19 protein-coding genes and 1 tRNA gene are annotated in these 20,962 nt (G+C 71.5%); 13 read left to right on the forward strand and 7 right to left on the reverse strand.

Features of this window, described 5'->3' with window-relative positions; genetic code table 11:
- Window positions 1-20 precede the first annotated feature (20 nt).
- Window positions 21-668 (reverse strand): copper chaperone PCu(A)C, encoded by a 648-nt coding sequence (locus NUT86_RS24350; RefSeq protein ID WP_148592027.1) that lies wholly within the window; start codon window positions 666-668, stop codon window positions 21-23.
- Window positions 669-1,435: 767 nt separating this feature from the next.
- Between NUT86_RS24350 and NUT86_RS24355 the strand changes: the two genes are divergently transcribed.
- The 7 genes from NUT86_RS24355 (at window position 1,436) to NUT86_RS24385 (ending at window position 8,504) form a co-directional block, all read left to right on the forward strand.
- Window positions 1,436-1,918 (forward strand): CarD family transcriptional regulator, encoded by a 483-nt coding sequence (locus tag NUT86_RS24355; protein WP_003953493.1) that lies wholly within the window; start codon window positions 1,436-1,438, stop codon window positions 1,916-1,918.
- 384 nt (window positions 1,919-2,302) lie between these two features.
- Window positions 2,303-3,049 carry a 2-C-methyl-D-erythritol 4-phosphate cytidylyltransferase gene (ispD, locus tag NUT86_RS24360; protein WP_018089766.1) on the forward strand — a complete coding sequence of 249 codons (747 nt, stop codon included), beginning with the start codon at window positions 2,303-2,305 and terminating at the stop codon, window positions 3,047-3,049.
- Window positions 3,042-3,554, forward strand: coding sequence for a 2-C-methyl-D-erythritol 2,4-cyclodiphosphate synthase (gene ispF, locus NUT86_RS24365; protein ID WP_018089765.1), 513 nt, complete (start codon window positions 3,042-3,044; stop codon window positions 3,552-3,554). Before ispD ends, ispF begins: the two co-directional genes overlap by 8 nt.
- Before the next feature lie 141 nt (window positions 3,555-3,695).
- The gene (locus tag NUT86_RS24370) at window positions 3,696-4,100 is read left to right on the forward strand and encodes a PPOX class F420-dependent oxidoreductase (RefSeq protein ID WP_018089764.1); all 405 of its coding nucleotides are present in this window, start codon (window positions 3,696-3,698) and stop codon (window positions 4,098-4,100) included.
- Between the two features lie 122 nt (window positions 4,101-4,222).
- A complete protein-coding gene (gene cysS / locus NUT86_RS24375) occupies window positions 4,223-5,617 on the forward strand; it encodes a cysteine--tRNA ligase (protein ID WP_274737557.1) in 1,395 nt (464 codons plus the stop codon).
- A gap of 128 nt (window positions 5,618-5,745) precedes the next feature.
- The gene (gene rlmB / locus NUT86_RS24380) at window positions 5,746-6,702 is read left to right on the forward strand and encodes a 23S rRNA (guanosine(2251)-2'-O)-methyltransferase RlmB (protein WP_018089762.1); all 957 of its coding nucleotides are present in this window, start codon (window positions 5,746-5,748) and stop codon (window positions 6,700-6,702) included.
- Window positions 6,703-6,857: 155 nt separating this feature from the next.
- Window positions 6,858-8,504 carry a DoxX family protein gene (locus NUT86_RS24385; protein WP_274737559.1) on the forward strand — a complete coding sequence of 549 codons (1,647 nt, stop codon included), beginning with the start codon at window positions 6,858-6,860 and terminating at the stop codon, window positions 8,502-8,504.
- Between the two features lie 262 nt (window positions 8,505-8,766).
- On the opposite strand, the gene NUT86_RS24390 is transcribed toward NUT86_RS24385, so the two are convergent.
- The 3 genes from NUT86_RS24390 to NUT86_RS24400 all read right to left on the reverse strand — a co-directional run bounded on the left by NUT86_RS24390 (window position 8,767) and on the right by NUT86_RS24400 (window position 11,316).
- Window positions 8,767-9,495: a nucleotidyltransferase family protein gene (locus NUT86_RS24390; RefSeq protein ID WP_159486805.1), complete on the reverse strand. Its 729-nt coding sequence runs from the start codon at window positions 9,493-9,495 to the stop codon at window positions 8,767-8,769.
- Window positions 9,496-9,525: 30 nt separating this feature from the next.
- Window positions 9,526-9,942, reverse strand: a complete 417-nt coding sequence (locus tag NUT86_RS24395) for a hypothetical protein (protein ID WP_018089759.1) — start codon at window positions 9,940-9,942, stop codon at window positions 9,526-9,528.
- Between the two features lie 237 nt (window positions 9,943-10,179).
- Window positions 10,180-11,316 (reverse strand): ABC transporter ATP-binding protein, encoded by a 1,137-nt coding sequence (locus tag NUT86_RS24400; RefSeq protein WP_018089758.1) that lies wholly within the window; start codon window positions 11,314-11,316, stop codon window positions 10,180-10,182.
- Between the two features lie 177 nt (window positions 11,317-11,493).
- On the opposite strand from NUT86_RS24400, the gene NUT86_RS24405 reads away from it, so the two are divergent.
- Window positions 11,494-11,567: transfer RNA gene (locus NUT86_RS24405), tRNA-Thr, on the forward strand.
- Between the two features lie 924 nt (window positions 11,568-12,491).
- Here the strand turns inward: NUT86_RS24405 and NUT86_RS24410 are convergent.
- The gene (locus tag NUT86_RS24410) at window positions 12,492-13,925 is read right to left on the reverse strand and encodes a sensor histidine kinase (RefSeq protein WP_159486803.1); all 1,434 of its coding nucleotides are present in this window, start codon (window positions 13,923-13,925) and stop codon (window positions 12,492-12,494) included.
- 1 nt (window position 13,926) lies between these two features.
- Complete coding sequence (locus tag NUT86_RS24415; protein ID WP_078518613.1) at window positions 13,927-14,676, reverse strand: response regulator transcription factor; 750 nt, start codon at window positions 14,674-14,676, stop codon at window positions 13,927-13,929.
- 187 nt (window positions 14,677-14,863) lie between these two features.
- On the opposite strand from NUT86_RS24415, the gene NUT86_RS24420 reads away from it, so the two are divergent.
- The 5 genes from NUT86_RS24420 to NUT86_RS24440 all read left to right on the forward strand — a co-directional run bounded on the left by NUT86_RS24420 (window position 14,864) and on the right by NUT86_RS24440 (window position 19,531).
- Entirely contained in the window at window positions 14,864-15,547 is a 684-nt protein-coding gene (locus tag NUT86_RS24420) for a DUF3159 domain-containing protein (protein WP_274737562.1), read from the forward strand.
- Window positions 15,544-16,743 (forward strand): cytochrome P450, encoded by a 1,200-nt coding sequence (locus NUT86_RS24425; protein WP_274737563.1) that lies wholly within the window; start codon window positions 15,544-15,546, stop codon window positions 16,741-16,743. Before NUT86_RS24420 ends, NUT86_RS24425 begins: the two co-directional genes overlap by 4 nt.
- A gap of 52 nt (window positions 16,744-16,795) precedes the next feature.
- Entirely contained in the window at window positions 16,796-16,990 is a 195-nt protein-coding gene (locus tag NUT86_RS24430; protein ID WP_018089753.1) for a ferredoxin, read from the forward strand.
- An 8-nt stretch (window positions 16,991-16,998) separates the two neighbouring features.
- Window positions 16,999-18,180 (forward strand): NAD(P)/FAD-dependent oxidoreductase, encoded by a 1,182-nt coding sequence (locus tag NUT86_RS24435; protein ID WP_266447754.1) that lies wholly within the window; start codon window positions 16,999-17,001, stop codon window positions 18,178-18,180.
- 247 nt (window positions 18,181-18,427) lie between these two features.
- The gene (locus tag NUT86_RS24440) at window positions 18,428-19,531 is read left to right on the forward strand and encodes an aminopeptidase P family protein (protein WP_274740605.1); all 1,104 of its coding nucleotides are present in this window, start codon (window positions 18,428-18,430) and stop codon (window positions 19,529-19,531) included.
- A 133-nt stretch (window positions 19,532-19,664) separates the two neighbouring features.
- Here the strand turns inward: NUT86_RS24440 and NUT86_RS24445 are convergent, their stop codons facing one another.
- On the reverse strand, window positions 19,665-20,678 hold the full coding sequence (locus NUT86_RS24445) for a zinc-binding dehydrogenase (RefSeq protein ID WP_274737564.1): 1,014 nt from the start codon (window positions 20,676-20,678) through the stop codon (window positions 19,665-19,667).
- Window positions 20,679-20,962: the final 284 nt, after the last annotated feature.

The raw sequence follows: 20,962 nt of genomic DNA on the forward strand, positions 1-20,962 counted from the left end.
TGACGGCGTGCGCCGCCGGCTCAGTGGCCGGCGTGCGCCCCCTCCGCCGGCTTGGCGGTACCGGACGGGGAGGCCGAGCCCGAGGCCTTGCTGCCCGGCTCCGAGGGCTTGCCGCTACCGGACGGCGACGGCGAGCCGGAGGGCGACGGCACCTTCGAGGGCCCGTAGCCCTCGAAGTAGTTCTTCGCCGGGACGACAAAGGCGTCGATCTTCACCTGGCCGGTGGAGCTCAGCTTGAAGGTCAGGGGCTGCGCATTGCCGTCCTGGACGGCCTCCCGGCCGCTGGCGAGGACGGCCGAGGGGTTGCCCTCGCCGCCGATCACGACGGAGCCGCCGGCGGGCACGGTGATCGGGCCGGAGCCGTGGTCCGCCGCCGAGAGCTTGGCCGTCTGGCCGGTGCCGTCGACGGAGATCGCGGTCAGCTTCTGGTCCTTGGCACCGCTGTTGAACACCGTCGCGGAGATCACGGCCGGGCCCTTGGCGTCCACCTCGGGCTGGGTGATCACGTTGGCGTTCTGGATCTTGATGTCGCCCACGGAGGTCGCGGCGTTGTCCGGCTTGACCTCCAGCGTCTGGGCGTCGTTCCCGGCCCCGCACGCGGACAGCGTGGCGATCGAGAGCGAAAGGACGGTGGCGGCGAGGACGCCGCGTCGAAGGCTGCGGCTCACGGCGGCGGCATCTCCTTGACGAGCTACGGCGGCCGAACGTTCGTGCCCGGTCGCGGATGGACGGCTGGGGCGGCGCTCCGTACGCGTCATGACGACGGGTGCGTAAAGCCGCCCTAAGGGTGTGTCAGCGCCGCTAGGTTACCGAGCCGCCCTCGCGCCGCCGCACCCGACCCGCCCCCAGCGTGATCAGCGGCCCGCCACCGCCGTCCGGGCACCGTTACACCGCCCCCCGCGACGCGGTCCGGACGGGAAAGCCGGCCGCGCGGCCGGAGACCCCGAGAAGCGCGGCCGGAGACCCCGAGAAGCAGAGTGCGAGAACGTTCATCAAGAACGGGCATGAATTTTCGGCATGCGGCCGTTCGGGTGGCGAGCGGCTGGTTTCCTTCCGGGGAAAAGCAGTATTCGCAGGGAATGTGAAGGGCTCGCGGAATTGATCACACTCTTCGGCCGCCGGTTCGTGATCAATTCGAGAATCGGCCCCGAGAGGCCCATGAGCAGCCGAACGGAGTAGCGGAACTCGCTCGTGTGGATCCGTGCAAAACGGGACGTTCGGCCTGTCGATCATCGAGTTCCCGGTGTGTGACGGGCATGTTTCCGCTCACCCGTGCAGCCCCTCCGACCTGCGAATACCCGCTTCCGGAGCCCCCTCGCAGCACGTTCCGGTCACTGTTGTCAAGCCCCGAGATATGCCCTGACCTGCGAAAACGCCATTCAGAACGGTCCGTTCCCGTGTTAGCATGGATAGCCACGGAAGGGGTACCTGTCACATGACGTTCAAGGTTGGCGACACCGTGGTCTATCCCCATCACGGGGCCGCGCTGATCGAGGCCATCGAAACTCGCCAGATCAAAGGCGTGGACAAGACCTACTTGGTGCTGAAGGTCGCCCAGGGCGACTTGACTGTTCGTGTGCCAGCGGACAATGCGGAGTTCGTCGGCGTGCGCGACGTGGTTGGTCAGGACGGGCTGGACCGGGTCTTCGAGGTGCTTCGTGCACCGTATGCCGAAGAGCCGACGAACTGGTCCCGTCGCTACAAGGCAAATCTCGAGAAGCTCGCTTCCGGCGATGTGATCAAGGTTGCCGAAGTGGTGCGCGACCTGTGGCGGCGTGAGCGTGAGCGCGGACTTTCCGCCGGTGAGAAGCGGATGCTCGCGAAGGCGCGCCAGATTCTGGTGAGCGAGCTCGCCCTCGCGGAGAACACCAACGAGGACAAGGCCGAGGCCCTGCTCGACGAGGTACTCGCGTCCTGACGACGCTCAAGCGTTGGCCATGTCCAGCGTTGGCGACATCCAGCGCACAGTGATCCAACGCAGCGACGACGTAGCAATGCCGCGGTGCCCGAGTGACGATCGACTCCCGAAGGGGAGCGGTCTGTTGCCGGGCGCTGCGGCATATCTGCGGGTGCTGCGACGGAACCACGGGGGGCGACCAGCTGGTCTCGGTGAGAACCACCGCCCCCCTGTGACGTGCCGGGCCCGGGCAGCAGTCTCGACCGATGTCACGGAAGGGTCCGGTCAAGGCGTCGCGCCCGGCACTCCCCCCGTAGGGGGCACGCCCAGGCCATACCCACCTCGCCCGAGGAAACAAACCTGTCTGCGTCAATTCCGGGCTCGCCCCGGACTCCGGAGCCATCGATGTCAGATCCCTCCCGCCCGGTCCGTACCGCCGCGGTGATTCCCGCCGCCGGCCGCGGTGTCCGGCTCGGTCCCGGCACCCCCAAGGCACTGCGCACCCTGGGCGGCACTCCCATGCTGGTGCACGCCGTCCGCGCGATGGCCGCGTCACGTGCCGTCTCCCTCATCGTGGTGGTCGCCCCGCCCGACGGCGCCGCCGAGGTCAGCCGCCTCCTCCACGAGCATCCGCTCGCCGAACGCACCGAGCTCGAGGTCGTCCCCGGCGGCGAGACCCGCCAGGAGTCCGTACAGCTCGGTCTGGCGGCGCTCCCGGACACCATCGACGTCGTGCTGGTGCATGACGCCGCGCGGCCGCTGGTCCCGGTCGACACGGTCGACGCGGTGGTCGCCGCCGTACGCGCCGGTGCGCCCGCCGTCGTCCCGGCGCTGCCGCTCGCCGACACCGTCAAGCAGGTCGATCCGCAGCCGCAGGGTTCCCCCGAGCCGGTGGTCGGCACCCCGGAGCGGGCCCTGCTGCGCGCCGTGCAGACCCCGCAGGGCTTCGACCTGGCGACCCTGCGCAAGGCGCATGACACCGTCGTCGAGGGCGAGGGCGCCACCGACGACGCCGGGCTGGTCGAACGGCTCGGTTCGCCCGTCGTGGTCGTCCCCGGCCACGAGGAGGCATTCAAGGTGACCCGGCCGCTGGACCTGGTCCTGGCCGAGGCCGTACTCGCCCGCAGGAGGGCCACCGATGGCTATGTCTGAGCCGGCACCCGCCGCCCCCCTTCTCCCGCTCGTCGGCATCGGCACGGATGTGCACGCCTTCGAGCAGGGCCGTGAGCTGTGGTGCGCCGGGCTGCTCTGGGACGCCGCGGAGAGCGACGGCTACGGCCTGGCCGGCCACAGTGACGGCGATGTGGCCGCCCACGCCGCCTGCGACGCGCTGTTCTCGGCGGCCGGTGTCGGCGACCTGGGCGCGCACTTCGGGACCAGCCGCCCCGAGTGGTCCGGCGCCTCCGGTGTGACGCTGCTGGCCGAGGCCGCGCGGATCGTACGGGCCGAGGGCTTCACCATCGGCAATGTCGCGGTGCAGGTCATCGGCGTCCGCCCGAAGGTCGGCAAGCGACGGGACGAGGCCCAGAAGGCGCTGTCGGCGGCCGTCGGAGCGCCGGTCTCGGTCTCCGGCACGACCTCGGACGGACTGGGGCTGACCGGCCGGGCCGAGGGCCTGGCCGCGGTCGCCACGGCGATCGTCTTCCGTACGGCCTGACCGGTCCCGCAGGGCCCCGGGCGACGGACGCGGCGCCCGGCATTCCCCCGTATGGCGCGGGAATGCCGGGCGCCGCACGGGTGTTGGGGGGAGCATCGGAGTACTCGTGTTCCTCGGAACGGCCCGCAGGAAGGACCCCTTGTGACCGCCACCCTGTCCGACGACCTCAAGCAGCTCCTGGACACCCCGGTCTTCGTGACCGTGACGACCGTCCAGCCCGACGGCAGCCCCCAGGCCTCCCCGGTCTGGGTGAAGCGGGACGGCGACGATCTGCTGATCTCGACGACCGTCGGCCGCCGCAAGGAGAAGAACCTCCGCCGGGACCCCCGGGTCTCGGTCGTGGTGCAGCCCTTCGACGCCCCGTACACCTACGCCGAGGTCCGTGGCACCGCCTCGCTGAGCACCGAGGGCGGGCAGGAGCTGATCGACGAGCTGTCGCGGAAGTACACCGGCAAGCTGTACGCGGACTTCAACCCGGCGGGGATCACCGACGACGAGCGCGTCGTGGTCCGGATCACCCCGCGCAAGGTGGTGGGCAGCATCTGACCAGGCCGCGGGCCTGCCCCGGCCAGGGTGCAATTCCGGCGAACCGGACTGTTGTGGCGGATCTGTTTCCCCGTGGCCCAATGGGTCGCGGGGCACTGCCTCGTTCCGACTACCCTGGTTCCGTGACGATTCGCCTGTACGACACCAGCGCCCGGCAGATTCGCGATTTCACCCCGCTTGTGCCGGGCTGTGTCTCGATCTACCTGTGTGGCGCGACCGTGCAGGCCGCCCCGCATATCGGGCACATCAGGTCGGGACTGAACTTCGACATCATGCGCCGCTGGTTCGAGTACCGCGGCTACGACGTGACGTTCGTGCGCAATGTCACGGACATCGACGACAAGATCATCAAGAAGGCGGACGAGCAGGGCCGCCCCTGGTGGTCGATCGGCTACGAGAACGAGGTCGCCTTCAACACGGCCTACGACGCCCTCGGCTGCCTGCGTCCCACCTACGAGCCGCGCGCCACCGGCCACATCCCCGAGATGATCGAGATGATGCGCGGCCTGATCGAGCGTGGCCACGCCTACGCCGCCGACGGCAACGTCTACTTCGACGTGCAGTCCTTCCCGGGGTATCTCCAGCTGTCCAACCAGGAGTTGGACAACCTCCGCCAGCCGTCCGGTGAGGGCGAGACCGGCAAGCGGGACCCGCGCGACTTCGCGATGTGGAAGGCGGCCAGGGAGGGCGAGCCCAGCTGGGACACCCCCTGGGGCCGCGGCCGGCCCGGCTGGCACCTGGAGTGCTCGGCGATGGCCCACAAGTACCTGGGCGAGGCCTTCGACATCCACGGCGGCGGCATCGACCTGATCTTCCCGCACCACGAGAACGAGATCGCGCAGGCCAAGGCCTACGGCGACGACTTCGCCGCGTACTGGACCCACAACGCCTGGGTGACCATGAGCGGCGAGAAGATGGCCAAGTCGCTGGGCAACTCCGTGCTGGTCTCGGAGATGGTCGCCCGCTGGCGCCCGATCGTGCTGCGCTACTACCTGGGCACCCCGCACTACCGCTCGATGATCGAGTACAGCGAGGAAGCGCTGCGGGAGGCCGAGTCCGCGTTCGCGCGGATCGAGGGCTTCGTCCAGCGGGTCGTCGAGAAGGCCGGGGTCGTCGAGCCGGCGGCCGAGGTGCCGCTCGCGTTCGCCGAGGCCATGGACGACGATCTGGGCGTCCCGCAGGCGCTGGCGATCGTGCACACCACCGTCCGCCAGGGCAATTCCGCACTGACCGCCGACGACAAGGAAGCGGCGGTGGCCCGGCTGGCCGAGCTGCGCGCCATGCTCGGCGTGCTCGGTCTGGACCCGCTCGACGAGCGCTGGTCGGGCGGCGGCACGGACCGCGGCGAGGACCTCCACGGCGTGGTCGACTCCCTGGTCCGCCTGGTCCTCGAACAGCGCCAGGCCGCCCGCGCCCGCAAGGACTACGCCACCGCCGACGCCATCCGCGACCAGCTCCAGCAGTCCGGACTCGCCATCGAGGACACCCCCTCGGGCCCGCGCTGGTCGCTGTCCTGACCCCCGTCCCGCCCGCCGCCGGCCACCCGGATTCGCCCTTCCCGGTGGCCGCGGGCGACACTCAATCCATACGTACGTACCCACTCCACGTCGCGAGACGTCGAGAGCAGTGAAGAAACAGGTGACCCATGGCCGGCAACAGCCAGCGCAGGAACCGCCGCACGTCCAACAAGAAGGGCGCGCAGGTCGGCAGCGGCGGCAAGCGGCGCCGGGGCCTGGAGGGCAAGGGCCCGACCCCGCCCGCCTCCGAGCGCAAGGGACACGTCAAGAACCGCGTCGCCAACGCCAAGGCGAAGCAGGCCGCGTCGCGCCGCCCGGCCCCGCGCCGCGGCGGTGCCAAGGGCACCGCGGAGCTGGTCGTCGGCCGTAACCCGGTCTTCGAGGCGCTGCGCGACGGCGTGCCCGCCACGACCCTCTACGTCCAGCAGTTCATCGACACCGACGAGCGGGTGCGCGCCGCACTGCAGCTCGCCTCGGAGCGCGGCGACATCAACCTGATGGAGGCGCCGCGCCCCGAGCTGGACCGGATGACCAACGGCCTCAACCACCAGGGCATGGTCCTGCAGGTCCCGCCGTACGACTACGCGCACCCCGAGGACCTGGCCGCGGCCGCCTTCGACAACGGTGACGACCCGCTGATCGTCGCGCTCGACGGCGTCACCGATCCGCGCAACCTCGGCGCCGTGGTCCGCTCCGTGTGTGCCTTCGGCGGTCACGGTGTGGTCGTGCCGGAGCGCCGGGCGGCCGGGATGACGGCCGGTGCGTGGAAGACCTCGGCGGGCACCGCGGCCCGTACACCGGTTGCCCGCGCCACCAACCTCACCCGGACCCTGGAGTCGTACCAGAAGGCCGGCCTCACGGTCGTCGGTCTGGCCGCGGACGGCGAGATGGAGCTCCAGGACGTCGCGGCGCTGGACGGCCCGGTCGTCATCGTCGTCGGCAGCGAGGGCAAGGGCCTGTCGCGGCTGGTCGGCGAGACCTGTGACGTGCGGGTACGCATCCCGATGCCGGGCGGCGCGGAGTCGCTGAACGCCGGTGTCGCGGCCGGTGTCGTCCTGTGGGAGGCGGCCCGCCGCCGCAGCTGAGTCCGGATACCCCGGGGCGGCCGATACCTTTCCGCGCCACCCCGGGGCAAGGCCTGACCCTCCGTACGCCTTCGCCGGATCCTGTGATCTTTTGACGGGTCTCGGACAGATCGACCCGGTCAAGGCAGTGTCTTATACGCGAGTCACTCGGTTAGATGAGCGTGGACACCAGAACACCCCGCACGCCTACGGGGGGACGCTCGCCGGGCTTCGATGACGAGCCGGGCCTGAGCTCGGTCAAGGTGCCGTGCGATCCCGCGCAGGTCATCGTCAACCACGCCAGTTTCCGCGTACAGCTCGCCGCGCCCACGGCGGGCAACGCCCTGGCCGACACCGCGCGCATCCCCGTCATCCAGGGCTCGGCCGCCGGTGCCAGACGCCGGGCGCCCGTGGTGTGGAGCGGCCGCACCGCACCGGGCGGCACGGCCGGCGCCACCACCCAACTCCTGCACGCGGTACGCGACTCGGGCATCGGCCTCGACGGCGGCCAGGGCGAGGACGTCGGCACGACCCAGGTCCTGCCCCGGGTCCGCCTCGGCGACGCGCCCCCCGCCCAGACCGTGATCGGCCAGCGCGGCCCCGCCGAATCCGACAAGCTGCTGCGCGGCGTCCGCCCCGTGGGCAGCGCGTACGGCGACACCTACCACGACACCCCCTACCGGAACCCCTCGTACGACAGCCGCGGCCCGCTCGACGACGGTTACGACGATGACCGGTTCGAGGCACGGGACCACTACGACCCCGGCGGCAGGCGCCGCGGCGCCGACACCGTGCGGCACGCGTACTACCCCGGCCGCCGGATGAACCTCGGCGTCGTCCTGCTGCCGCTGCGCATCTTCCTCGGTCTGATCTCCGTCTACGCCGGTATGGGCAAGCTCTGCGACCCCGTCTACTTCGACGGCGGTGAGCGGGGCTCGATGGTCAAGTGGCTGCTGTCGCTCGACCCCTGGGCGCTGGCGGTGCCGCTGCGCGACTTCGCCGTCTCACACCCGGTCGGCGCGGGTCTGACCGTCGCCTTCCTGCAGGTCGTCGTCGGCGTCCTGACCATCTGCGGCCTGTGGCAGCGGGTGGCCGCGTCGATCGGCGCGCTGCTGTCCGCGGCGCTGCTGATGACCGTCACCTGGCGCACGGTCCCCGCCTACGACGCCCCGGACATCATCTACCTCGCCGCCTGGAGCCCGCTGATCATCGCGGGTGCCCCGGTCTACTCCGTGGACGGGCGGCTGGCCGGTGAGGCCTGGCGGCGCCTCGGCCCCCGCGTCGAGGTGGCCGATCTGCGGCGCCGGGTGCTGCGCCGCGGCGCCGTGATGACCGCGGTGGTGGCCGGGCTGACCCTGCTCATCGGCTCGCTGCTCGGCGGCGCCGTACGGTCCGCGACGGTCGCGACCGTGCCGCGGCCCGGTGAGCCGGCGATCAACAACCTGCCCGGTTCCCCGCTGCCCCGCCCCGGCAAGCACGCCACCCGGCCCGGTCACCGGCACACCGGCAGCTCCGCACCGCGCCCCGGAAAGCCCTCCGCCGGCGCCTCGCACAAGGTCCGCAAGCCTGGCACACCGTCCGCCTCGGCCCCCGGCACCGGACGGTCGACGGGCAGCGGCGGCGGACTCTCGCAGCAGCCCGGCGCGACCACCAGCGCCCCGCAGCAGACCGTGCCGACCCGACGGGCCCCGGTACCGAGCCGGGTACCGCCCTCGGCGGGCGGCACGGGCGGCGGCACCACCGGCACCGGCAGCACCGGCACGGGCAGTGGCGGCTCCGGAGGCGACTCCGGCCGTGACGCCCTGGGCGGCCTCCTCGGCTGATCCGCCGCCCCGCACCCGTCCCCGATCGCCCCGATCTCCCCGTACGGCTCTTCTGCACCGGCCGTCACGGGGAGGGAGGAGCGGTCGGGGACGGTCGTGTGCGGGGACGGTCGCCCAGGACGGCTCGGGACGCCCTGAGACGGCTCCAGGGCGGCGCGGGGAGCGTGGTGGGGGCAAGGGACAAGGGGCCAAGGGGCCAAGGGGCACCGTACGGGCTTCCGGGGCTTCCGTCACGGCCCTGCGCGGGCCCTCTCAACGCCTCTCAACGCCCTTGGGCGCTCAGCTCCTTGGCGGCCTCGGTGAGGTCCTTGGCGGTGTCGATGGCGCGCCAGTAGGCGCCCTGGGGGAGCGGGAAGCCGGCCAGCCGGCGTTCGCGGGCGAGGCGCGGGAAGGTGGTGCGCTCATGGTCGCCGCGGTCGGGGAGCAGCTCCGTGAAGGCGGCGGAGAAGACATAGACGCCCGCGTTGATGAGGTACGGCGAGGGCGGCGACTCGATGAAGTCCAGCACATGCCCGAACGCGTCGGTCTCCACGGCGCCCCAGGGGATGTGGGGGCGGGCCAGCGCGAGGGTGGCCTCGGCGGCGCGCTCGTGGTGGAAGGCGGCCATGTCACGGAGCGGGAAGCGGGTCCAGATGTCGCCGTTGGTGGCGTACCAGGGCTCGTCCGGGCGGGGGAGCGAGCCGGCCGCGTACTTGAGGCCGCCGCCGCGGCCCAGCGGTTCGGTCTCGACAACGGTCGTGACGCGCAACGGGAGTTGGGCCCGGTCCAGCCAGTCCTGGAGTACTCCGGCGAGGTGCCCGCAGGAGATGACCGCGTCCGTGACGCCTTCCTCGGCCAGCCAGTTCAGCTGATGGCCGATGATCGGGGTCCCGGTGCCGGGAATCTCGACCATCGGCTTGGGGCGGTCGTCGGTGTACGGGCGGAGACGTGAGCCCTGGCCGCCGGCCAGGACCACGGCCTGCGTGGGAGAGGGATGCGGGGCACCTGTCATGGATCGCACCCTATGCGGTGCGAGCGGGGGTCACTGGGCGGCGGCGACGCCGGTGGCGAAGGAGGTGTCGCAGACCGGGCGGGAGAAGGCCTGGGCGCGGTGTGCGGCGCCGTACTTGGCGACCGCGGCACGGCCGAGGTCACGGGCGATGGAGACGCAGTGCCTGGCCAGCGAGGGGCGCTTGGTGGTCGCCTCCTGGAGGTGGGTCAGCGCGACGCCCGGGTCCTTCTCCTGGAGCTCGACCAGGAGGCGCTTGCGCAGGGCCTCCTCGGGGGCGCGGGTGACGGTCTTGGTGGCGGCCTTCCCGGTGGACGCGGTCAGCATCTGTGAGTCGGTGGCCGTCGACGCCCACGGGACGGCGGTGACCGCGAGGGTCCCGGACAGCACGAGGACGACGGGAAGGACGAGGGCGAGAGTTCTGCCGATGCGGCGGGCTGCGGAGTTCACGGTCGCGATCGTAGCGAGGAGTGATGATTTGGCGACATTTGGTCACCATATCGGGGGACGCAATGGCCCGTCGGTGCGGTTGTGATGTTGACGCGCTGGTGTGGAAAGTCAGGTTATGTCCCTATGTGGGGACTTGGTGCCACGTAGGGACTTGGCGCCGATGACAACGCAGCGGCGGCGGCCCCGGGTGCTCCCCGGAACCGCCGCCGCTCGCGCTCTCTCGCTCCTCGGCCCGTATCAGTCGGTGAGGCGCTCCCCGGACGACGTCGAGAAGACATGCGTCTCGCCCGGCCGCGGCACGACGTGCAGCCGGCTGCCCTTCTCCGGGACCTGGCGGCCGTTGACCCGTACGACGAGATCCTTGACCTCGCCGCCGACCTCCGCGGTGCCGTACACATAGCCGTCGGCGCCGAGTTCCTCGACGACATTGACCGTGACGGCCAGGCCGGCCGGCGCGTCAGCGGACTCCTTGGACAGCGACTTCGCGGCGGCACCGTTCTGCTCGACGATGTCGAAGTGCTCGGGGCGCACGCCCACGGTCACCGTCCGGTCGCCCTTGTCGGCGGCCGTGGACAGCGCCTCACGGTTGACCGGGACGACGCTGTTGCCGAACTTCACACCGCCGTCGGTGATCGGCACCTCGACGAGGTTCATCGCGGGCGAGCCGATGAAGCCCGCCACGAACAGATTCGCCGGCCGGTCGTACATGCTCCGCGGCGAATCGATCTGCTGCAGCAGACCGTCCTTGAGCACGGCGACCCGGTCGCCCATCGTCATCGCCTCGACCTGGTCGTGCGTGACGTACACCGTCGTGATCCCGAGCCGCCGCTGCAGCCCCGCGATCTGCGTACGGGTCTGGACGCGCAGCTTGGCGTCCAGGTTGGACAGCGGCTCGTCCATCAGGAAGACCTGCGGCTCCCGGACGATCGCCCGGCCCATCGCGACCCGCTGCCGCTGACCGCCGGACAGGGCCTTGGGCTTGCGCGCGAGGTACTCCGTGAGATCCAGGATCTTGGCCGCGTCCTCGACCTTCTGCCGGATCTCGGCCTTCGGCACACCGGCGATCTTGAGCGCGAAGCCCATGTTGTCGGCGACCGTCATGTGCGGATACAGCGCGTAGTTCTGGAACACCATGGCGATGTCCCGGTCCTTGGGCGGAAGGTGGGTGACATCGCGGTCCCCGATACGGATGGCGCCTCCGTCGACGTCCTCCAGCCCCGCGAGCATCCGCAGCGAGGTGGACTTGCCACATCCGGAGGGGCCGACCAGGACAAGGAATTCGCCGTCTTCGATGGCGATGTCCAGTTTGTCGACGGCGGGCTTGTCGGAACCCGGGTAGATACGGGTTGCCTGGTCATACGTGACCGTAGCCATGGTGAAAAGTCCCTTCACCGGCAGGAACGTGCCGGACGATCCGAGTAAAAGGAGTGGTGTAGTCCACTGATATGGACTCTCCGTGACGCTACCCGCGGCGGGCCCCGGTGTCAGCACCCCTGCAGTCACGAAATGGGAACCGGCATCCAGCGCACCTGGGTACACTGCTTCACGCACGCCTCCTTAGCTCAGCTGGCCAGAGCACCGCTCTTGTAAAGCGAAGGTCGTCGGTTCGAATCCGACAGGGGGCTCTGAGCTTGAACAGGGAAGAAGCCCCGGGCCGGTGGTGGCCTGGGGCTTCTGACGTCTACGGGGGGCATCAACGAGGGCGGTCGGATCGCCCCTCAACCGTGATCAGTCTCGGTCGAGCCGTCGTTTCAGCAGCCGGTCCATGTGGCTGATCGCTTCCCGCTGTGTGTCCTGGGCGACGTGGGTGTAGACGTCCAGTTGTGGTGAGGGAGGCGCGGGATTCTTTCCCCAGCCACAGGCTGGCGGAATGGGCCCTGATCACTCGTGCCAAAGCGGCTCCACCGACCTCGGCTCACGCTCCGCCGGTGCGGCCGCTGGAGAGCCCCGCAGTATGTGGCGGCGGGAAGGCCGACGCGATCAGGTGATCCTTACCGTGGTTCCGTCGGGCAGCACGCACGAGTATCCGGCGTAGGGGGAACTCTTGACCGTTCCACCCTGGGCCGTGCACTCCTGTTGCGTGAGGGTCGGAGATGTCGCTGCTTGGGCGGCGGCACCAATGGCGCTCACGCCAGCGAGGGTTGCAGTGGCCAGAGCGAGGCCGAGCAGTCGTCGTGTGCGCATGACTTACTACCTCTCCGGTGCCCCGGGACCGGTCCCCTCAGGACGACCAGTTTCTGAAGCCGAGGGCGCCCTATGACCAGCATGGGCGATGAGTGGCAAGCCCGCGAATGGTGGCAGGCGTGGAACATGACGCAACCGGCGCGCGACTGGGGACAAGCAGCGCGGTATGGCAGCGCAGTACCGCAATCCTGCGTCACGCAGAATTGCCCGCGTCAGGTTCCGCGTTCACAACGGTCCTGGTATCCGCGGGTGCGGTTGCCGGGGTGCGGAGTGTAAGTACCCGTAGTGGTCCAGGGTTTTGTCCCTGACGTTCACTCATGTTCCGCAGTCAGGCGGGCACTTCACGTAACCGGCTGGCCGGCCGCTCAGCGTGTCGCCGGCAGCGCCACGGTGAAGGTGCTGCCCTTGCCAAGGGTGGTGTGGACGGTGGCGGTGCCGTGGTGGGCTTCGGCTATGGACTTGACGATGCTCAGGCCGAGGCCGGTGCCGCCGCTGGTGGGGTTGCGGGACTCGTCGCCGCGGTAGAAGCGCTCGAAGATCCGCTCGGCCGTTGCAGGGGGCATGCCGGGGCCTTGGTCGGTGACGGTCAGCTCGGCTGTGCCGTCGGGCAGGGAGCGGGCGGTGACGGTTACCGGGGTGTCCGGCGGGGTGTGGCGCAGGGCGTTGCTCAGGAGGTTCTGGAGTACCTGGCGCAGGCGGTCCTCGTCGCCGCGGGTGAACACCTCGTCCGGCACCTCGGCGGTGATCGGTCTGCCGGGGGCGACGACCCGGGCGTCGGTGACGGCGTCGTCGGCGAGGGCGCCGAGATTGACCGGTGCGTGCGCGATCGGGCGGCCCTGGTCGAGCCGGGCGAGCAGCAGCAGTTCTTCGACCATGGAGTGCATCCGGGCGGCCTCGCCCTCGATGCGCAGCATCGCGCGCTCGATGAGTGCGGGGTCCTGGGCCAGGCCGTGCAGATGGAGCTGGGCCCAGCCCCTGATGGTGGTCAGCGGGGTGCGCAGCTCATGGGAGGCGTTGGCCACGAACTGCCGGAGCTGTTCCTCGGACCGCTGCCGTTCGTCGAAGGCCCGGTTGAGGGCGGTGCCGACCTCGCCCACCTCGGAGTGCGGCCGGGCGACCTCGATGCGCTGGTCGATGTCGCCGTCGGCGATCGCGGTCGCGGTGGCGGCCATGTTCCGCAACGGCCGCAGGCCCACGCCCAGTACCCCGCGGCTGAGCAGCACGATGCCCCCGAGGACGGCCAGTGTGGCGGCGGTGTCGGCGCCGATCAGCCAGTACACGGCGTCTTCGGCCGGCTGGAGGCTCTTGGCGACCACCACCCTGCTGAACGGCTGGGGCGAGGCGCCGGGGGTGGGCCGGACCGTGGCGGAGTGGCCGAGGGAGAAGGCCAGGGTGCGGTAGCGGGGGACGGGCATGCCCTGGGCGGAGAGGGTGACGACGTGGTCGGCGAAGCTGTCGGGCAGAGGGGTGGGCAGGTCCGGGCGGGCGCGGGGCCGTCCGTCGAGGTCCCGTGCCGGGGTCTGGGCGACCACCCGGCCCCGGGCGTCGACCAGCGCGATGTAGGCGCCGTCGGGAATCAGGGAGTTGAGGTTGTCCTCGTCGATCGGGGCGCGCCGGCTGTGCACCCGGTGCTGAAGGGTCTGGCGGGTCTTGGCGAGGGTGGTGTCGGCGACATCGACGAGGTTGAGCCGCAGTCCGACCAGCGACACGGCGTTCACGGCCACCATGCCCACGGCTGCCAGCAGGACGACCCCCACCATCAGGCGTGCGCGCAGGGAGCCGCGCCAGGCGCCGGCCATCTCACCCGCCTTCGGGGAGCCGCAGGCTGTAGCCGAAGCCGCGCATCGTGTGGATCAGGGCGGGCGCGTGGACGTCCACCTTCGCCCGGAGCCGGGACACCAGCTTCTCGACGACGCCCTCGCCGAAGTGGTGCTGCCACACGTGGTCCATGATCTGTTCCTTCGACATCACCTGGTCGGCGTTGATCAGCAAGTAGCGCAGCAGCTTGTACTCGGTCGGCGACAGCGCGATCAGCCGGTCCCCGCGACGGACCCGCCGGCTGCGCTCGTCCACCGTCAGATCGGCGAAGCACAGCAGCGGGCCGGGCTCCGCGGACCGGCCGGCCCGCCGCAGCAACGCGTGCACCCTGGCGAGGAGTTCGGGAAGGCTGAAGGGCTTGGTGAGGTAGTCGTCCGCGCCCATCGCGAAGCCCGTCACCCGGTCCTCGACGGAGTCCCGCGCGGTCAGGAACAGCACCGGCAGCCGCGCCCCGCTCTCCACCAGCCGCCGGCAGATGGTGAACCCGTCCAGGTCGGGCAACAGGACGTCCAGCACCAGCAGATCGGGGGGCTCGTCCGCATAGGCGCGCAGGGCCTCACCTCCGCAGCCGGCGGTCGCGACCTCGTACCCCGCCAGGCTCAGTGTGGTCTCCAGCAGCTCCGCCATCCGCGGGTCGTCGTCCACGACGAGCAGCCGCTGCCCGCTTCCTCGGGGCAGCGGCGCGCCACTCGTCGGCGAGGCGGAGAGCATGGCAGGCACCAATCGCGTCATGGAGTCTGCGACGACAACGTGCCGCCCCGGCCGCCGGTTCCCCCGGCGGCATGAGCGGCGCAGGCGTACGCGGGCCCCGGCTGTCAGGCAATGGTCAGGTTGCCGACCGGGGCCGGTCAACGGGGCCCGTTTGTCTGGAGCCACGACACCGGACCGACCATCGTCCGTCGAGACGTCTGGAGACCCCGTGGACCCTGCCGCACACCATGGAGCCGGCGGTGCGGACGCCGTCCGTACCGCCGTCCGGAACCGGTTGCGCAGCACCGTGATCGACGTGACGCCCGTCTTCGGATTCACCGTGACCTTCGCCGTCACCCACCGGCTCGGCGTCGCGCTGACGCTCGCCCTCACCGCCGGCGCCGGGGTCTTCCTGTACCGGCTGGTGCGCAAGGAGCCCGCGCGGCAGGCGCTCGGTGTGCTCGCCCTGGTCTGTATCCAGGGCGTGTTGGCCGGGCGTACCGGGGAGGCCACCAACTTCTTCCTTCCGCACCTCGTGGTGCACGGAGTGATGGCCGTGGTGACGCCCGTGCTGCTGGTACTCGGCCGGCCGCCGCTGGGCGTGATGGTGGGGCTGGTCACGGGGGAACGGACCAGGTGGCGCCGCTGCACGGTGCGCCGCCGGGCCTTCGTCAAAGGCAGCCTGGTCCTCTACACCGGCAACCTCGCGATGCTGTCGGTCCAACTCCCGTTGTTCCTGACCGGCCAGGCCGTCGCCCTCGGCTCGGTCGATGTCTTCGGGCCTGTCGTCTTCGCGCTCGGCGCCCTCCTGGGGTGGCGCGTCTACCGGCGTTCCGTCGGTACGCACCGCTGCGAGGCCCCTGTTGGCACGAGCGCCGACCTGTCACACCCCTTGGAAAGGACTGTTCGATGACCGGTACACAGCCCACCACCAGGTCCCAGCCCATGGGACGGACCTGCCCCTTCAGCCCGCCGGAGGGATACCGGACGCTGCGGGAGGAGGCCCCGATCGCCCCGGTGACCTTCCCGGACGGGGCGAAGGGCTGGGTGGTCTCCCGGTACGCGGACGTGCGGGCGGTGCTCGCCGACCCGCGGTTCGGCGCCAACCGCCGGCGGGTCCGGCCCGGTGACCCCACGCCGGCCGACGCACCGCTGCCGCCGCCCCCGCCGGGCATGTTCATCATGATGGACGGGCCGGAGCACACCCGGTTCCGGCGGCTGCTCACCGGCCAGTTCACGGTGCGCCGGATGCAGAAGCTGGCTCCGGCGGTGGAGAAGATCGTCGCCGAGCAGCTGGACGCGATGGCCGCGGCACAGGGGCCGGTCGACCTCCTCCAGGCCTTCGCCCTGCCCATTCCCTCGCTGGTGATCTGTGAGCTGCTGGGGGTGCCGTACGCGGACCGGGAGGAATTCCAGGAGAACTCCTCCATGCAGCTCCGGCTCGATGCGAGCCACGAGCAGGTCCAGCAGGCCCACATGGCGATGAACCAGTACATCCACCAACTGGCCGTCGCCAAGCGCGCCCACCCCACCGACGACATCCTCAGCGGTCTGGTGCAGTCCGAACGGCTCACCGACGAAGAGCTGGCCGGTGTCGGCTCGTTGCTGCTGCTCGCCGGGCACGAGACCACCGCGAACATGATCGCGCTCGGGACCATGTGCCTGCTGGGCAACCCCGAGCAGCTGGCGGCACTGCGCGCCGACCCCGCCCTCATGGACAGTGCCGTCGAGGAGCTGCTGCGATACCTGACGATCATTCAGTACGGGCTGCGCCGAGTGGCGTTGGAGGACGTGGAGATGGACGGCCACCGCATCGAGGCCGGCTCCACGGTGCTCGCCTCCCTGGCCTCGGGGAACCGGGACGCGCCACAGTTCTCCGGCGACCCCGACGTGCTGGACGTACGCCGTCCCTCCAGCCCGCACCTCGCGTTCGGGCACGGCGTCCACCAGTGCATCGGGCAGCAGCTGGCCCGGGTGGAGATGAAGGCCGCCCTGTCCGCCCTGCTCGACCGGTTCCCCTCCTTGCGGCTGGCGGTACCGGCGGACCAGGTGCCGATGCGCGACGACATGCTCATCTACGGCGTCCACGAGCTGCCCGTGACCTGGTAGCCGGCCCGGCTGCCGGACGTCACCGAAGATCACAGGAGAAGGGGAACCCCCAATGAAGATCGTCATTGACGAGGACAAGTGCTGCGGCGCCGGGCAGTGCGTGCTGTCCGCCGCCGAGGTGTTCGACCAGCGCGACGAGGACGGCATCGTCGTGCTGCTCGACGCCGTCCCGCCGGAGGAACAGCGCGCCCCGGTCGAGGAAGCCGCCGCCCGCTGCCCCGCGCTGGCCATCGAGGTGCTGCCGTAGTGCCTGCCATGGACCGGATCGTCCTGGTGGGCGCGTCGGCCGCGGGGCTCACCGCGGCCGACGCCCTCCGGCGCGAGGGTTTCACCGGAACGCTGACCCTGGTCGGCGACGAACTGTGGGCTCCCTATGACCGTCCGCCGCTGTCCAAACAGGTGCTGGCCGGCAGCTGGGAACCGGAACGGACCGTGCTGCGCCAGGAGGCGGACCTCCAGCGCCTCAAGCTGGACCTCCGGCTGGGCTGCCGGGCGACCGGGCTGGACCCGGCGGCGCGCACCGTCACCCTGGCCGACGGGGACCGGCTGCGCTACGACGGGCTGCTGCTCGCCACCGGGCTGCGGCCCCGCCGGCTGCCCTTCGGCCATGACCTGGCCGGTGTGCATGTGCTGCGCACGCTCGACGACGCCCTGACGCTGCGGGCGCAGTTGGGGGCCGGGCCCCGGGTCGTGGTGATCGGCGCCGGTTTCCTCGGCAGCGAGATCGCCGCCACCGCACGGGGCCTCGGCCTGGACGTCTCGCTCGTCGACACCGAGCCCACCCCGCTGGCCCGGCAGGTCGGCACCTTCGTGGGCGGGCTGGTGGCGGACCTGCACCGGGACCACGGGGTCCGGCTCCATATGGGGCACGGCGTCACCGAGGTGACCGGCGCGCGCGGCCGGGTCACCGCCGTACTGCTCGACGACGGCACCCGGCTGCCCGCCGACGTGGTCGTGGTCGCGATCGGCTCGGTGCCGGCCGTCGACTGGCTGGCCGGCTCCGGCCTCCCCCTGGGGGACGGGGTGCGCTGCGACAGCCACTGCCGGGCGGCGCCCGGGGTGTACGCGGCGGGAGACGTGGCCAACTGGCCGGACCCGGCCACCGGCGGCCGCGTCCGTCTCGAACAGCGCATGAACGCCACCGAGCAGGCCCGCGCCGCCGTCAGGAACCTCCTCGCCGGCCCCGGGGACGCCGTGCCCTACACGCCGGTCCCGTTCGGCTGGACGGATCAGTACGACGCAAAGATCCAGTTCCATGGCAGCTGCCCCGCCGACGCCGAGGTGGAATGCGTCGACGGCGATCCAGGGGCACGCAGCTTTGTCGCGCTCTACCGCCTCCACGGCCGTGTGGTGGGCGCGCTCGGCTGGAACCGCGTCCGCGCCCTGCGCGAGTACCGCGGCCACATCGGCACGGCCGGCCCGGTGAAGGCCGGTTAGTACGTCGGTGCGGCGTGGCGCGATACGGGCGCGGGGGCCGAGCTCAGGGGGAGCCGGTTCGCCCGCGGGGACGCGCGGGCGAACCGGAGGAGCGGCCCGGCGGGAAGAACGGGAGGCGTGACGGGAGGCGTGAACTGGAGGCGTGGACGGGAGGCGTGAACTGGAGGAGTGAAGAGGCCCGTCGGGGTGGGAATTCGGCGGGCCGGTGGGGCCGGACCGGCGTAAGTTCACCGCCATGGTGACTTCGATGACGCAGGTGGACTACGAGCGGCGGATGGCGCGGGCCGGCCGGGCCGCCGCCGATGCCGGACTGGCCGGGCTGATCGTGACGCCGGGGCCGGATCTGACGTGGCTGTGCGGCTACCGGCCGACCGCGGTCACCGAGCGGCTGACCGCCCTGGTGATCGAGCCGGGGCGCCGCTCGCGGCTGCTGGTGCCCGTACTGGAGTACCCGGACGCGGAGTACTCCCCGGGGGCCTGGGCGATGGAGGTGTCGGGGTGGACCGACGGTTCGGACCCGTATGCCGAGGTCGCCAAGTGGATGGACCCGCAGGGGCGTTACGGGATGTCCGACTCGACCTGGGCGATGCATCTGCTGGGGCTCCAGCGGTCGGTGCCGGGGAGCGGATACGCCGCGCTGACCGAGGTGCTGCCGATGCTGCGCGCCGTCAAGGACGCCCATGAGGTGGAGCAGCTGGCCGCGGCCGGGGCCGCCGCCGACGCGACGTACGAGGACATCCTGACCGTCCGCTTCGGCGGGCGGCGGGAGTCCGACGTGGCGGCCGATCTGGTACGGCTGCTGACCGAGCACGGGCACAGCCAGGTGGACTTCACGATCGTGGGGTCGGGCCCCAACGGCGCCAACCCGCACCACGAGGCCGGGGAGCGGGTCATCGAGGACGGGGACATGGTCGTCCTCGACTTCGGCGGCCTCAAGAACGGCTACGGGTCGGACACGACGAGGACCGTGCACGTCGGGGAGCCGGGCGCCGAGGAGCGCAAGGTGCACGACATCGTGCGGGAGGCGCAGCAGGCGGCGTTCGAGGCGGTGCGGCCGGGCATCGCGTGCCAGGACGTCGACCGGGTGGCCAGGAAGGTGATCAAGGCCGCGGGGTACGGCGAGTACTTCATCCACCGGACCGGGCACGGCATCGGGGTGACCACCCATGAGCCGCCGTATCTGGTCGAGGGCGAGCATCTGCCGCTGGTGTCCGGGATGTGCTTCTCGATCGAGCCGGGGATCTATCTGCCGGGCCGGTTCGGGGTACGGATCGAGGACATCGTGACCTGCACGGAGACCGGCGGCCGTCGGCTGAACCAGACGGCGCGGGAGATGGCGGTGGTGCGGTAGGGGCGGGGCGGGCTGCCTGGGCCCCGCCCGGCCCGCCCCGCCTCGCCCCGTATGGCGTCCAACCCGCCCCGTACGGCGTCCGATCTCGCCCCGTACGCCGTCCAACCCCACCCCGCCCCCGAGGAGTTACGCCCTACGGCACCAGCACGACCTTGCCCATCGTGGCGCGGGACTCCAGTGCCCGGTGGGCGGCCGCGGCCTCGGCCAGGGGGAAGCGCTGGACCGCCGGTACCAGCCGGCCCGCCGCGGCCTCCGCCAGGGCCGCGGTCTCCAGGGTGCGGAGCGGGTTGTCGCCGCCGGCCCTGGCCAGCATCGGCGGGCCGAGGACCTGCTCCGACGTGATCCCGCGCGCCGTCAGCTCGCCCTCCGCGAACTCCAGCGGACCGCCGGTGAGGAGGCCTCCGGCGGACCAGCCGAAGACCAGATGACGGCCGCCTTTGGCGAGCAGATCCACGGCCGCGCGTCCGGGGGCACCGCCGACCGAGTCGAAGACGAGGGTGGCGCCGGGCGCGCCCAGGCCGTCGAGGAAGGCCCGGACCAGGGACGGCCAGCCGTCGCGGGTGTAGTCGACGGCGAGGTCGGCGCCCAGTTCACGGACGCGTGCCACCTTGGCGGCGCCGCCGGCCAGGCCGATGACCGTGGCGCCGGTGTTCTTGGCGTGCTGGACGAGCAGGGAGCCGATGCCGCCGGCGGCCGCGGGGACGAGCACGACGTCGTCGGCGGTGAGACCGGCGAAGAGCAGGATGCCCATGGTGGTGCGACCGGTGCCGATCATGGCCACGGCCTGGCCCGCGTCCAGGTTCTCGGGGATCACGTGCAGCCGGTCGGCGGCGGTGACGGCGAGTTCGGCGTAGCCGCCGGGGACCATGCCGAGGTGGGCGACGACGCGCCGGCCGAGCCAGTCGGGGTCGGTGCCCTCGCCGAGTGCCTCGACCGTGCCGGCGACTTCCCGTCCGGGCACGGTCGGCAGCTCGGGGAGCGGCGCCGGCCCGCCCGTTCTGCCCTCGCGCAGGGCGGTGTCCAGGAGGTGGACGCCGGCCGCAGCCACCGCGATACGGACCTCTCCGGGGCCCGGGTGCGGGTCCTCGACCGTCTCGTGGCGGAGGTTCTCCGCGGGGCCGAAGGTGTGCAGCCGTATCGCGTGCATGGCGGTGTCTCCTTGGGGAGTGGGGTCTGGGTGGGTGGGCAACCGGGTGCCACTCTGTTACCTCAAGTTTGGTTGAGGTCAAGGCCGTTCGTGCGGCGCGGCAGCTCGGGGCCTCCTGTGGCGGAAGCGGGCACGCGCCCGGCCGGGACCGGCGCGGGGCGCGCCGCGAGCGGGTACGTGCCCGGCCGCGGACGGGCGCGCCGCGCGCTGCCGAACGACCGCAATGCGGGTGTTTCCACAGGTCAGCGCCCATTGTCAGTGGTGTGGTTCACGATGGGGTGTGC

The organism is Streptomyces sp. G7(2002) (assembly GCF_028870195.1).
Lineage (GTDB): Bacteria > Actinomycetota > Actinomycetes > Streptomycetales > Streptomycetaceae > Streptomyces > Streptomyces nigrescens.

Excerpts from the sequence above, each read along its gene's own strand:
- NUT86_RS24355 (WP_003953493.1), top strand. The coding sequence starts at position 1,436 with ATGACGTTCAAGGTTGGCGACACCGTGGTCTATCCCCATCACGGGGCC.
- ispD (WP_018089766.1), top strand. The coding sequence starts at position 2,303 with ATGTCAGATCCCTCCCGCCCGGTCCGTACCGCCGCGGTGATTCCCGCC.
- ispF (WP_018089765.1), top strand. The coding sequence starts at position 3,042 with ATGTCTGAGCCGGCACCCGCCGCCCCCCTTCTCCCGCTCGTCGGCATC.
- rlmB (WP_018089762.1), top strand. The coding sequence starts at position 5,746 with ATGGCCGGCAACAGCCAGCGCAGGAACCGCCGCACGTCCAACAAGAAG.
- NUT86_RS24385 (WP_274737559.1), top strand. The coding sequence starts at position 6,858 with ATGAGCGTGGACACCAGAACACCCCGCACGCCTACGGGGGGACGCTCG.
- NUT86_RS24390 (WP_159486805.1), bottom strand. The coding sequence starts at position 9,495 with ATGACAGGTGCCCCGCATCCCTCTCCCACGCAGGCCGTGGTCCTGGCC.
- NUT86_RS24400 (WP_018089758.1), bottom strand. The coding sequence starts at position 11,316 with ATGGCTACGGTCACGTATGACCAGGCAACCCGTATCTACCCGGGTTCC.
- NUT86_RS24410 (WP_159486803.1), bottom strand. The coding sequence starts at position 13,925 with ATGGCCGGCGCCTGGCGCGGCTCCCTGCGCGCACGCCTGATGGTGGGG.
- NUT86_RS24415 (WP_078518613.1), bottom strand. The coding sequence starts at position 14,676 with ATGACGCGATTGGTGCCTGCCATGCTCTCCGCCTCGCCGACGAGTGGC.
- NUT86_RS24425 (WP_274737563.1), top strand. The coding sequence starts at position 15,544 with ATGACCGGTACACAGCCCACCACCAGGTCCCAGCCCATGGGACGGACC.
- NUT86_RS24430 (WP_018089753.1), top strand. The coding sequence starts at position 16,796 with ATGAAGATCGTCATTGACGAGGACAAGTGCTGCGGCGCCGGGCAGTGC.
- NUT86_RS24435 (WP_266447754.1), top strand. The coding sequence starts at position 16,999 with ATGGACCGGATCGTCCTGGTGGGCGCGTCGGCCGCGGGGCTCACCGCG.
- NUT86_RS24440 (WP_274740605.1), top strand. The coding sequence starts at position 18,428 with ATGACGCAGGTGGACTACGAGCGGCGGATGGCGCGGGCCGGCCGGGCC.
- NUT86_RS24445 (WP_274737564.1), bottom strand. The coding sequence starts at position 20,678 with ATGCACGCGATACGGCTGCACACCTTCGGCCCCGCGGAGAACCTCCGC.